Source organism: Spirillospora sp. NPDC046719 (assembly GCF_040645715.1).
Taxonomy (GTDB): Bacteria; Actinomycetota; Actinomycetes; order Streptosporangiales; family Streptosporangiaceae; genus Spirillospora.
In genome coordinates this window covers 1-12,270 of sequence record NZ_JBEYYT010000001.1, presented here as the reverse complement: position 1 = coordinate 12,270, position 12,270 = coordinate 1, and the positions used below count along the sequence as shown (strand labels likewise).

The window sequence follows — 12,270 nt, the reverse complement described above, 5'->3', positions numbered from 1 at the left end:
CGTCACCGACGGTGGGTGAGCCCTAGCGAGAGAAGCCCCATGCCCGAACCCCTGACTCCCCGCGAGGTCTTCCTGAAGCTCGTGCACGGCGTCTGCGAGGAACGCTGGGAGGAGGTGATCGACCTGTACGCCGAACGGACCCATGTCGAGCACCCTTTCCATCCGCTCGCGGCGCCGCCCATGCGCTCCCTCGACGAACTGCGCGCGCACTTCGGCGTCACCGCGCCGCCCGGCACCGGTCCAGGGCACACCCTGCGCCGCCGCCCGGCCGGAATCACCGTCCACGACACGGCGGACCCCGAGGTCATCGTCGCCGAGTTCCGGTACGAGGGAACCGTGGTGGAGACCGGCGAGCCGTTCACCATTCCCGCGATCTTCGTCCTCCGGGTCCGGGACGGGAAGATCGTCGAATCCCGCGACTACCTGGACCACCTGCGCTCCGCACAAGCCCGCGGCCACCTGGACGAGGTCCTCAACGCCGTCAGCCGACACCACACCCCCGCCCACGAGCACTAACGGTGGCAGACGGTCTCCAAAGTGACGCCGTCGTGGCCTTCCCAGAAGGTGGCGTAGTAGGTGGGGCCGTACTGCGGGAACTCCTGCGGCTCATAGAGCACTTTCGCGCCCCGCTTGACTGCCCACTCATGCAGACGGTCGACCTCCTCCCGAGTCTTCACCATGAAAGCGAGGTGCTGGAGACCCGGACGGTGGCGCGAGTACTCGCCGTCCTCCAATGCCGGATAGAAGAACAGATACGTGCCCGGCTTGCCACCCGCCGGACGGTAGGAGAACTCCTCCTCGGTGGCGAAGAAGGTTTCGAAGCCGACCAGGGGCATCAACTCGTCGTAGTACGCCTTGGCTTGGCCAAGGTCGCGGACATTTACGCCAAGGTGGCCTAGAGGCATCCGCCGATCATAGACGCCGCACCGGGAGACCTCGATTCGGTGGTCGGCCTGCACACCCGGGCCCGCAGACCGCCCCATCAGCCACGCTTTCAACCCCGCGCAGATAAGCCCGACTGGCGCCTTGTGCTTTCCGAGGGGAGAAGGCAGCTCAGCGGTGGGTGCGGGGGTGGGTGGCGAGGGTGTGGAAGGCGGCTTTGGGTTCCCAGGGGAGGCCGGTGGCGGGCAGGGCGGTGCCGGGTTCGAGGATTTTGACGATGCCGTAGCTGGCCTTATCGAAGTCGCGTTCGGGGTCGGACGACGTGGGGAGGTCGCGGCGGGCGAAGGTGTTGACGAAGGCGGCGTCGACGCCGGCCTTGTCGTAGACGTCGAGGAGTTCGCGAATGTAGTCGGCCTGCTCCTGCTCGTCGCGGACGAGGGGCTTCGTCATGCGGACGGGGCAGGCGCGGTCGTCGTATTCGAGCACGGATTCGCCGTGCCCGCCGAGGTCGGCGGAGCCGCGGTGGGTGGTGCAGCCGAACTCGGTGACGGCGAACGGCTTGCCCTGCGACGTCTGCCCGGCGAGGTGCTCGGCGAAGCCGGGCGCGGTGTTCGCGTCGCGGTATCCGGCGTCGGTGGCGATCACGTCGAACGGGGTCCAGTCGACGCCCTCGAAGGGCAGTGACGCGTAGCCGACGGGGCCGGCGAAGCGTTCGCGGACGGCGGCGACGGCCCGGCCGAGGAAGGCGTTCACGCGGGGGTGCAGATCGGGGAGCAGCGCGCGGAAGCGGGCGGGGTCCGTCATCACGGCCACCCTGGCGTGGAGGTCGTCGCCGGGCAGGAAGCCGTGCGTGAACAGGGTGATCTCGGAGCCGGTGAGGAAGACGACGGACGCGCCGGAACGGCGGACGCGCTCGGCGCGTTCGGCGCCGTCGAGGATGAACGCCATCAGCTCGTCCTGGGTGAGGCCGTTGGTGAACGGCGAGTACCAGACCTCCAGGCCGGCGTTGGCGGCGTGGCGGGCGGCGGTCTCCAGGCGGTCCTGGACGCCGCCGGTGATCCGGACGGCGTCGCAGTGCAGCTCGTCCCGGATGATCCGCATCTCGCGGCGGACCAGGTCCGGGTCGAAGGGCTCGTGGGTGGTGGTTCCGGCGGACGTGAAGCCGGCGTCGTAGGTGATGCCGTAGGCGCGCACGGTTCTCCGATCGGTGGTCGTCATACGGTACGTCGAGTACCTTACGCGAGGATCTGGAGTGCTGCTCTGGTTGGCGTGCGGAGGGCGGTCGAGTACGGTTCGTACTCTGGAGGTGGGATGTCGGGTACGAGGCGGCGGGGTGCGGCTCTCGAGGAGGCGATCCTTCAGGCGGCGGCCGACGAGATGCGCGAGTCCGGCTACGCGGGGATGACGATGGACGCCGTCGCCCGGCGCGCCGCGACCAACAAGAACGCCATCTACCGGCGCTGGCCGAACCGGGCGGCGCTCGGCGTCGCCGCGTACCGGCGGCTCGCGCGCGCGCAGTTGACCGTGCCGGACACCGGGACGTTGCGGGGCGACGCACTGGAACTGCTCCGGCGGGCGAACGCGACATGGTCGTCCCCCCAGGGCGCCTTACTGCGGGAACTGCTCACGGCCGCCGGGGACGATCCGCAACTGCTGGGCCTGCTGCGCGAGCAGTCCGGCGACAGCAGCATGGACAACGCGTGGCTCGCACTGCTCGGCCGCGCGGTGGCGCGGGGCGAGGCCCCGCCGGAGGCGGTGCACCCGCGCGTGGCTTCACTGCCGATGACGATGCTGCGGGGCGAGTACGCGGTGCGCGGCCTGCCCGACGTCCCGGACATGGTGCTGACCGAGATCGTGGACGAGGTGTTCCTGCCCCTGGTGCGGGGGCGCGCCGGGTAGGCGGCTCCCGTTTTCGGTCGGTACATATCCCGGCCGCGATGATCTCTATATCGCGGGGCGGAAAAGGCCGGACACAGGAATCCGCACATCGACGTCGACGGATACGGTTCGCCGAAGCGCGCCTTTTTCGGATATGGCGGCGAGAATAAGATCTCCGCAGGGCAGCCGTGGCCGGCGCGTTCGGTTCCACCGGCCACCGCGCCGCGGGGTGCGCGCGGCTCCGGCGGCGGGCACGACGCGGCCGCGAGCGAGCGGCCCGTCGCGCCGAGTTCCCTGAATTCACATGGACGAGAGCATGGACGGCTGGCACGTCGAGGGGTACACCGAGGTCCGCGAACTCGGGCACGGAGGCCAGGGGCGGGTCGTCCTGGCGCGGGACGACGCAACGGGCGCCCCCGTGGCGATCAAGTATCTGGCGGGTGGCGCGGACGAGGCGGAGCGGGAGCGGATGCGCCACGAGGCCCGCATGCTCGCGCAGGCCGACAGCCCCCATGTCGCCCGCTTGCACCGGCTGGTGGAGGGCGCGGACGGCGTCGCGATCGTCATGGAGGCGGTCGACGGCGTGTCGCTGAAGGAGCTTCTCGAGCGGAACGGGGCGCTCGGGCCCGAGGCGTCCCTGGCCGTGCTGAAGGGCTCGCTGCTGGGCTTGGCGGCGGCGCATGAGCTGGGCGTCGTCCACCGCGACTACAAGCCCGCCAACGTCGTCGTCCCGGCGGACGGCAAGAGCCGGCTGGTCGACTTCGGTATCGCCGTGCCGGCTGGGCGGGAGGCGGGCGGCTCGGGCACCGCGTACTACATGGCGCCCGAACAGTGGGACCGGCACATCGCCCGGCCCGCCGGCGACGTGTACTCGGCCACCTGCGTGTTCGTGGAATGCGTCAGCGGGCGGCGGCCCTACGGCGGTGACCGGCGGGAGCTGAGGCGGGCGCATCTCACGGCGCCGGTGCCGGTCGAGACCGTCCCCGAGCCGCTGCGTCCGCTGGTCGCGGCCGGGATGGCCAAGGCGCCGGACGGCCGGCCGGCTAGCGCCGCCGCCTTCGTCGCGGACCTGGAACGGACCGCCCGGGAGGCGTACGGACCGGATTGGGAGGAACGGGGCGTCCGCAGGCTCGCGGCGGCCGCCGCGGCCCTCGCCGCGCTGTTCCCGCTCGCCGCCTGGCTGCTCCCCGGCGGCCAAGCCGCGGGGCACGCGGCGGGTCACACAGCAGGTCATGCAGCCGGGCAGGCCACGAGTCATGCGGCGGGCCATGTCGCTGCGCAGGGCACCAATGAGACGGTCGGCCACCTCACCGCGCAGAGCGCCAAGCACGGCGCCGGAAAGGCCGCGGGGACGGGCGCGAAGGGAGCCGCCGGCGGGGCGAAGGGCCTGCTGGCGGCCGCGGCCGGGACGGCGGCGGTCGTCGCCGCCGGGGCCGTCGTCGCGACAACGGCCGGGCACGGGTCGGGCGGGAAGCACCACACCGGCGCGCCGTCCGCCGTCACCGTCGCCACCGTCCGGAACTGCACCACCACCACCTACTCCGGCGCGACGGCGACGACGATGACGCCGTCCCCCGGGCCCGCGAAGGTGCGGCTGCCCGAGCAGGTCAAGCTTCCGAAGGGCGCGGCCGTCTTCCGCAGCCAGGTCGGGCAGTACCTGATCGCACCCGCCGCCGAGCGGTGCGCGGGGTCGATGGGGGTGGACGGCGGCGGAGAGACGGACATCCCGGCACGCAGCGGAACCGGGGGTGCGGGGCTGACCGGGACGATCGCCCAGGTCCTGCCGGGCGGGGTCGGCTCGAAATATCAGATGGACTGCGACTACTTCCCCGACTCCCCGGAAGGGCGGAAGCAGGGCGAATGCCGGCCGCCGCTGCCCGTGCAGGCCGTCCCGACCGGAGTGCCGTCCGTGCGGGCGTCCATCCGGAAGGACCAGCTGACGAACGGCGGCCCGCCGAGCCCGTACGTGGCCGTGTCCTTCGCGACGATGGACGCCAACGGGTGGCCGACGGTGGTCGGCTGCACCAAGCCGTGGGCGCAGGCCGACCTCTGCACGGCCGCGTTCACCTACGCGTTCGTGCAGGCGGTCGAGAAGGCGCACGCGCCCAAGGCCGACCTGGACCGGGCGGCCAAGAGCATCGCGGCGTTCGTCGCGTCCGCCAAGCAGTGACGCGGTGCGCGGTCACGAGACGGGGACGTTGAGGACCTTCCCGAACGGCCCGCCGTCGAAGACCACCGACGAGACGTTCCCGGGCGGGGCCGGGACGTAGATGAACCCGCGCTGCGGCTGGTTCACGGCGGTGAGGAAGGTGGCGCGGCCCGGGTCGACGTAGACGGCGGGCTTGCCGGGGTCGCCGGGACCGACGCGGACGGCCCGGTACACGTCCTTCCCGCCCTGCGCGAGGACGGAGAACGACGTGAACGCGCCGCCCGGGTAGTCCTTGTGCGCGTAGGCCGCGTCGGGCGGGGTGGTCCCGGGACCCTCGTCGGTGATGGTGAAGACGCAGACGATGTAGGCGCCGTCCCGGTAGAACGGCTTGACGTCCAGGCGGCGCTTGTCGGCGCCGAACCGCCCGTACCGGCTGGCGACGGTGTTGCCGTCCTGGCCGTGGAAGGCGGCGGGCGCGACCGTGCCGCCGCGCCCGCCCGCGGCCGCGGTGCTGGAGCCGGTGGTCCCGTCGGTCTGCTGCCGGACGACGTAGGAGATCTCGACGCGGCGGTTGCGGGCGCGGGCCTGCGCGTCGTCCTTGCCGCCCTCCTTCGCGACGGGCTCGGCCTCGCCCTTGCCGTGCGCGGAGTACTTGAACGCGTTGCCGAGCCGCTTCTTCATCTCGCCCATGACGGCTTCGGCGCGCTGGCGGGACAGCTTGAGGTTGTAGGAGTCGCTGCCCTTGCTATCGGTGTGACCGTCGAAGGTCAGCGGCCGCTTGTCCGGGTCCGCCTTCGCCTTGATCTCCTGCGCGGCCTCGTCCAGGACCGACTTGGCGCGGCCGGACAGCTTCGCCGAGTTGAACGCGAACAGCACGTCGGTGCGCAGGTTCATCGTGACGTCGGTGCCGCTGGACGTGACGTCCTTGATCTCGCCCTCGGTGATGTCGTACAGCTCCGCCGGGTTCCCGCCGGACGCCCCGGCCCCGGAGCCCGCCGCGGGCGAGTCCCCCGTGCCCGTCACCGGGATGCCGGTGTACTCCCCCGCCGTGCCCGGGGTGATCGCGGTGACCTTCTGGACGGTCTGCGGGATCGCCGGGTACTCGGCCTGCATCTGCCGGGTGGCGTTGGGCGCGAGCTGCGCGGCGCTGGTGGTCGCGGTCGGCTTGTACAGCTTCCCGGCGACGGGGTCGAGCAGGGCGATCTCGACCGGCACCGACTTCGGCGCCTGGTCGAGCGAGGTCAGGCTGTACTTCAGCACGGACTTGGCGCCCTGCCGCTCGACGCCGGTGATCGCGAGCCGCGCGTGCAGGCCGTCCGCGCCGCCGAACCAGCCCTCCTTGGTGAACCCGGCCGCCGCGGTCGTCGCCGCGGGCGCGGCGGGCGCGCCGCCCTTGGCCGTCGGCGGGTCGCTCTTGCTCGCCTTGCCGGAGTCGGAGCAGCCCGCGGCGACGAGCACCCCGGCGAGGGACACGGCCAAGGGGACGGTTAAGGGAAGGCGCCGCGCGCTTCGGTGATCCCGCTGTCGGCTTACCGGCATCGGCTTCTCCGGTTCGGTTCGGGGGAGGGGCGGGGACGGCGCCCACAGTAGTGACCCGGCCGCTTGAACGGCAGCGGCCCCCGCCACACGGGGTGGCGGGGGCCGCTGTTCCCTGTCCGCGGGAGGCGGAGGGGTCTCAGAAGGCCTCTTCGGGCAGCTCCATCACGTCCAGGGTGGTGGCCTCGGTGACGGCGCGCTCGGACGCGAGCCGCGGCAGCACCGTCTGGCAGAAGAACTGCGCGGCGGCGACCTTGCCGGTGTAGAACGCCTTGTCGGCGTCGGAGACGTCGCCGCCGCCGAGGGCGGTGAGGGCGACCTCGGCCTGCCGGCACAGCAGCCACGCGACGATCAGGTCGCCGAGGGCGAGCAGCAGCCGGGAGGTGTTGAGGCCGACCCGGTACAGCTCCTTCGGGTTCTCCATCGAGCCGAGCGCCCACCCGATCATCGGGTTCAGGATGCCCTGCACGTCGTCGAGGGCCTTGCCGAGCAGGGCCCGCTCGTTCTTCAGCCGGCCGTTGCCGGCGTCGGACTCGGCGAACGCCTGGATCTGCCCGGCGATCACCTTGAGGGCCTCGCCGTTGTCCCGGAGGATCTTGCGGAAGAACAGGTCCTGGCCCTGGATCGCGGTGGTGCCCTCGTAGAGGGTGTCGATCTTGGAGTCGCGGATGTACTGCTCGACCGGGTACTCCTGCAGGAAGCCGGAGCCGCCGAAGGTCTGCAGGGACTCCGCGCCGAGCAGCGCGTAGGCGCGCTCGGAGCCGAAGCCCTTGACGATCGGGAGCAGCAGGTCGTTGACCTTCTCGGCCTGCTCGTCCTTGCGGCCCTCGAACTCGGCGATCTGCACCGCGTCCTGGTAGGTGGCGGTGAGCTGCACCAGCGCCCGCATGCCCTCCGCGTACGCCTTCTGGGTCATCAGGCTGCGGCGGACGTCCGGGTGGTGGGTGATCGTGACGCGCGGGGCCGACTTGTCGGTCATCTGCGTCATGTCGGCGCCCTGGACGCGCTCCTTGGCGTACTCCAGCGCGTTCAGGTAGCCGGTGGACAGCGTGGCGATCGCCTTGGTGCCGACCATCATCCGGGCGTACTCGATGACGAGGAACATCTGCTTGATGCCCTGGTGCACGTCGCCGACCAGGTAGCCGACCGCGGGGTGCTTCTCGCCGAGGGTGAGCTCGCAGGTCGTGGAGACCTTGAGGCCCATCTTCTTCTCGACGTTGGTGACGTAGGCGCCGTTGCGCTCGCCGAGCTCACCGGTCTCCACGTCCACCAGGTACTTGGGGACGAGGAACATCGACAGGCCCTTGGTGCCGGGGCCGGCGCCCTCGGGGCGGGCGAGCACCAGGTGGAAGATGTTCTCGGCCATGTCGTGCTCGGCCGAGGTGATGAAGCGCTTGACGCCCTCGATGTGCCAGGTGCCGTCGGGCTGCTGGACGGCCTTGGTGCGGCCGGCGCCGACGTCGGAGCCGGCGTCCGGCTCGGTCAGCACCATCGTGGCGCCCCACTGCCGCTCCAACGCCAGCTCGGCGAACTTCTTCTGCTCCGGGGTGCCGATGTGCCACAGGATCTGGGCGAACCCGGGGCCGGAGGCGAACATGTAGACCGCCGGGTTGGCGCCGAGCACCTGCTCCGCGACGGCCCAGGTCAGCGAGCGGGGGGCGCCGCTGCCGCCGAACTCGGGGGCGAGGTCGAGGCGGTACCACTCGGCGTCCATCCACGCCTTGAACGACTTCTTGAAGCTCTCCGGCATCTCGACGGTGCCGGTGGCGGGGTCGAACTTCGGCGGGTTGCGGTCGGCGTCCTCGAAGGATGCGGCCAGCGGGCCCTCGGCGAGCCGGTTCACCTCGTCGAGGATGCTGCGCACCGTGTCCTCGTCCAGGTCGGCGTACGGTCCGCTGCCGAGGAGGTCCTGGCGCTTGAACACCTCGAAGAGGTTGAACTCCAGGTCCCGGAGGTTGCTCTTGTAGTGCCCCATTCGAGACTCCGTCTGGTCCGGCGGCGCCGGCCGGCCCCGCACGTCTACTGGTCAGTAACTCATCATCATGCTACCCGCTGGTAACCACTGGCAACCACCCCGAACCGGACGGCGTCGCGGGACGCAGGCCACAACGCGGCCCGGTGCGGCCGCTAAACGTGACGCGAATCACACGTCCCGTACCGGCGCGTAGCAATAAGCGGTCAAATGGACATTTTTTGGACCCCGATCCCTATACACGACCACTGACTTCCAGTCGGGTGTTTCCGAATCGTGGCGTCCGCGCGTCCGGCTCCTTACGAACGCGTCGATCAACGAACGATCTCCCGCTTTCCCTTGACAGTTGATCAAGACGCACGATAAAGGGCCCGGCGCAAGTGGCAGGTGTGGCCGAATCTGGCAAATGTGAACCATTTGCTGCGCTGCTCACTCTTACTGGGGGTGGCACGGGGTCGCAATGGTCGGCGAATCCGCCGATGCCACGGAAGAGAGAGGACCTGTCTTGTCGTCTGTCACGGGGTGGCTGAGTGACGCCTGGAGTTCGGTCGCGGGGGCGACGGCCGGAGGCGACTGGCGGAAGTTCGTTCCGCTGGGCTTCGCCGGGCTGCTCGTCTGGGGGCTCTGGCTCTACCGGGTGATCCTGTCCCGCATGGACAAGCCGGTGGTCAACAACTTCCGGACGACCGTCTCGGTCGTGGTCCCCTCCTACCGCGAGGACCCCGAGATCCTCATCCGCTGCCTGGAGAGCTGGCTCGCCCAGAACCCCAGCGAGGTCATCATCGTGATCGACGTCGGCGACACCGAGGGGCACCGGCGCCTCGCCCAGGTCACCGACCCGCGGCTGCACGTGCTCGTCTACGAGCACTCCGGCAAGCGCTCCGCGCTCGGCGTCGGCATCCGCGCCGCCCGCGGCGAGGTCATCGTGTTCGCCGACTCCGACACGTGGTGGCAGCCCGGCCTGCTCGACGCGGTGCAGATGCCCTTCGAGGACCCGCAGGTCGGCGGCGTCGGCACCCAGCAGAACGTGTACCAGCGCACCACCAGCGTCTGGCGCCGCGTCGCCGACTGGCTGGTCAACCTGCGCTACTACGACTACGTCCCCGCCATGGGCTCCAAGGGCGGCGTCGCCTGCCTGTCCGGCCGCACCGCCGCCTACCGCCGCTCGGTGATCCTGCCGGTGGTGGAGAACCTGGAGAACGAGTTCTTCCTCGGCCGCCGCTGCATCGCCGGCGACGACGGCCGGCTCACCTGGCTCACCCTGTCGCAGGGCTACAAGACCGTGCACCAGTCGTCGGCGCGCGCGATCTCGATGTTCCCCGACTCGTTCCGGGCCTTCTTCAAGCAGCGCATCCGGTGGAGCCGCAACTCCTACCGCTGCTACCTCACCGCCCTGTGGAAGGGGTGGCTGTGGAAGACGCCGTTCGTCACCAAGGTGACCGTCCTGCAGATCCTGCTGACCCCGGTCACCATGGCCGTCACCCTCGGGTACCTGATCTTCAGCCGGCTGGCCGACAACTTCAACCCGCTCGGCATCACGCTCGCGCTCGGCTGGGTGCTGCTCGGCCGCGGCATCCGCGGCTGGTCGCACCTCAAGCGGCACCCCGGCGAGATCCTGCTGCTGCCGCTGACCGTGTTCGTCGTCATCGGCATCTCGCTGCCGATCAAGCTGTACGCGTTCGTCACGATGAACAAGCAGGGCTGGCTGACCCGCACCGCCGACCAGGTCGGCGGCGCCGGGCAGAGCGCGAGCTCGCTCCAGGGAGTGGGCTGAGGTGACGCACCCGAACCTCCGCCCGCGCCTGCCGAGCGTCTCAGGGCGGGGCCTCGCCGCGGCCGCCGTCGCGCTCGGCCTGGGGCTCGTCCCACTCGGGCTGCTGCCCGGGACGCCCGCGCCGCGCGCGCACGCCGACCCGGTCGCCGACGCCAACCGGCAGGCCGCGCTGGTCGACCAGGAAGACCAGCGGATCATGCAGACGCGGTCCGTGCTGTCCGCGATCCTGATGATCGGCGGGCAGGCGACCGCGCAGTGGAAGCGGCCGCAGATCTTCGGCTCCGCCCAGGGCAAGACGCTGGTCCTGCCCGCGACGCCCACCGGACGCCCCTACACCGTCGCCGACCTCGCCAAGTACGGCGGGCAGTACTTCCGCCGCCAGGGCGACGGCTCGTTCCTGCTCGGCATCCACGTGTTCGTGGCCGACGGCGCGAAGCTTCTGCTGGCCAGCGGGACGAGCCCGCTCGTCCTGCGGATGGGCAGCCTGCCGGGCGCGTTCAGCTCCATCGTCAGCTTCGGCGGCACCGTCCAGATCAAGGGCACCCAGCGCGCCCCCGTGCAGATCACCAGCTGGAACCCGCGCGTCAACGCCCCGGACCGGCAGGTCGCCGACGGCCGCGCCTACATCCGCGCCGTCGGCGGCGAGTTCCGGATGGACCACACCAAGGTCAGCGACCTCGGCTTCTGGAGCGGCCGGACCGGCGGCATCGCGCTGACCGGCACCGACCGCCCGTCCAGCGCCACCAAGCACCTGAACAAGCAGCAGCGGCACGAGGCCAAGAAGAAGCGCCAGCAACAGCAGCAGAACGGCGGCAACACCGGCGGCGGCCCCGGCGACATCGAGACCGAGACGCCCGGCGGCACCGCCACGCACGTCCCGGCCGCCGACCTCGTCACCGGGTCGATCACCAACAGCACCGTCACCGGCGACGCGTTCGGGCTGTTCGTGTCCGGCTCCAACCAGACCCAGATCACCAGCAACGAGATCCAGAACAGCCTGGTGAACGGGCTGGTCATGCACCGGTTCGCGAAGAACGCCAACATCGCGAACACGACCGTGCGGGGCAGCCGCGGCGACGGGTTCGTGCTGTCGCGGGCCACCGAGAAGATCCGCGTCACGAACTGCACCGCGGAGAAGAACGGCCACGACGGCTTCACGCTGAACGGCAAGGCGCTCGCGGACGGCCCGTCCGCGTCCGGCGAGTCGCTGGAGAGCTTCGGCGACAGCTCGATCAACAACAGCCTGGCCAAGGACAACGGCCACTACGGGATCGAGCTGCTCGGCGGCGACAAGCTGTCGGTGCAGAACAGCAAGGTCGTCGGCGGCGACATGGGCATCGTCGTCCGGGACGCCGCCACCAACGTGCAGATCTCCGGCAACCAGCTGACCGGGCAGGTCCGGCAGGGCATCTCGCTGCGCGACGGGGTGCGGGACGCGAACCTCGCCGGCAACACCGTCGACGGCGCCCGCACCGGCATCTACCTGCGCTCCTCGTCGGCGACGCTGCTCGGCAACACCGTCAAGGGCGCGAAGGCGCACGGCATCTCGGTGATCGGCTCGGCGGGCGGCTCGCAGATCCGCGACAACACGCTCAGCGGGTCCGGCACCAGCGCGGTCAGCACGTCCCGGTCGCACGGGAAGGTCGTCAAGGAGGACAACAACGACGACGGCTGGCACGACACCGCGTCGCTGTGGATGAAGGTCCAGCGGTACCTGACGCCGCTGAACGTCATCTGGACGTGCGTGTTCGCGGTCGTCATCTTCTCGATGGTCCGGGCCCGCAACGACCGGCAGCGGATCGGCCGGCTCGGCCTGCACCCGTACACGTTGCAGCAGCCGCTGGAGAAGCGGCAGGTGTGGAGCCTGCCGCGGCGGTCGGCGCATCCGCAGCCGCGGCCGATGCCCGCGCGGCCCGGCCCGATGCCGGGCGCGATGCCGGGCGCTCCCGCGATGGCGGGCGCCGGGGCCGGCGGCCTCGGCGGGAACCCGCTCGCCGCGGCGCCCGGGCAGCCGGTCGCCGGGCGGCACGCCGTGCCGCCGCCGGGCGGGCCGTCCGCCTCGCCGACGGACCCCGGCAA

9 protein-coding genes are annotated in these 12,270 nt (G+C 71.1%); 5 read left to right on the top strand and 4 right to left on the bottom strand.

Annotation, left to right across the window (positions count from 1 at the left end; translation table 11 throughout):
• The first annotated feature begins 39 nt into the window (after positions 1-39).
• Positions 40-516, top strand: coding sequence for a nuclear transport factor 2 family protein (locus ABZ914_RS00045; protein WP_500190455.1), 477 nt, complete (start codon positions 40-42; stop codon positions 514-516).
• Here ABZ914_RS00045 and ABZ914_RS00040 read toward each other — a convergent pair.
• Together ABZ914_RS00040 and ABZ914_RS00035 are read right to left on the bottom strand one after the other, a co-directional pair.
• Entirely contained in the window at positions 513-905 is a 393-nt protein-coding gene (locus ABZ914_RS00040) for a VOC family protein (protein ID WP_500190453.1), read from the bottom strand. The genes ABZ914_RS00045 and ABZ914_RS00040 overlap by 4 nt on opposite strands.
• A 148-nt stretch (positions 906-1,053) precedes the next feature.
• Complete coding sequence (locus tag ABZ914_RS00035) at positions 1,054-2,100, bottom strand: hypothetical protein (protein ID WP_500190451.1); 1,047 nt, start codon at positions 2,098-2,100, stop codon at positions 1,054-1,056.
• Between the two features lie 93 nt (positions 2,101-2,193).
• Here ABZ914_RS00035 and ABZ914_RS00030 point away from each other — a divergent pair, with 93 nt between their 5' ends.
• Positions 2,194-2,781, top strand: a complete 588-nt coding sequence (locus ABZ914_RS00030) for a TetR/AcrR family transcriptional regulator (RefSeq protein ID WP_500190450.1) — start codon at positions 2,194-2,196, stop codon at positions 2,779-2,781.
• A 283-nt stretch (positions 2,782-3,064) separates the two neighbouring features.
• Entirely contained in the window at positions 3,065-4,930 is a 1,866-nt protein-coding gene (locus ABZ914_RS00025) for a serine/threonine-protein kinase (protein ID WP_500190448.1), read from the top strand.
• Between the two features lie 12 nt (positions 4,931-4,942).
• Here the strand turns inward: ABZ914_RS00025 and ABZ914_RS00020 are convergent, their stop codons facing one another.
• Together ABZ914_RS00020 and ABZ914_RS00015 are read right to left on the bottom strand one after the other, a co-directional pair.
• Positions 4,943-6,382, bottom strand: a complete 1,440-nt coding sequence (locus tag ABZ914_RS00020) for an OmpA family protein (protein WP_500190591.1) — start codon at positions 6,380-6,382, stop codon at positions 4,943-4,945.
• 202 nt (positions 6,383-6,584) lie between these two features.
• Positions 6,585-8,420 carry an acyl-CoA dehydrogenase gene (locus tag ABZ914_RS00015; protein ID WP_500190446.1) on the bottom strand — a complete coding sequence of 612 codons (1,836 nt, stop codon included), beginning with the start codon at positions 8,418-8,420 and terminating at the stop codon, positions 6,585-6,587.
• A 502-nt stretch (positions 8,421-8,922) separates the two neighbouring features.
• On the opposite strand from ABZ914_RS00015, the gene ABZ914_RS00010 reads away from it, so the two are divergent.
• Both ABZ914_RS00010 and ABZ914_RS00005 read left to right on the top strand, forming a co-directional pair.
• Entirely contained in the window at positions 8,923-10,191 is a 1,269-nt protein-coding gene (locus ABZ914_RS00010; protein WP_500190445.1) for a glycosyltransferase family 2 protein, read from the top strand.
• A 1-nt stretch (position 10,192) separates the two neighbouring features.
• Positions 10,193-12,270: right-handed parallel beta-helix repeat-containing protein (locus ABZ914_RS00005; RefSeq protein ID WP_500190443.1), on the top strand; the 2,078-nt coding region annotated here is incomplete at its 3' end.

Coding starts and splice junctions, on each gene's coding strand:
- ABZ914_RS00045 (WP_500190455.1), top strand. CDS start 40: ATGCCCGAACCCCTGACTCCCCGCGAGGTCTTCCTGAAGCTCGTGCAC.
- ABZ914_RS00040 (WP_500190453.1), bottom strand. CDS start 905: ATGCCTCTAGGCCACCTTGGCGTAAATGTCCGCGACCTTGGCCAAGCC.
- ABZ914_RS00035 (WP_500190451.1), bottom strand. CDS start 2,100: ATGACGACCACCGATCGGAGAACCGTGCGCGCCTACGGCATCACCTAC.
- ABZ914_RS00030 (WP_500190450.1), top strand. CDS start 2,194: ATGTCGGGTACGAGGCGGCGGGGTGCGGCTCTCGAGGAGGCGATCCTT.
- ABZ914_RS00025 (WP_500190448.1), top strand. CDS start 3,065: ATGGACGAGAGCATGGACGGCTGGCACGTCGAGGGGTACACCGAGGTC.
- ABZ914_RS00015 (WP_500190446.1), bottom strand. CDS start 8,420: ATGGGGCACTACAAGAGCAACCTCCGGGACCTGGAGTTCAACCTCTTC.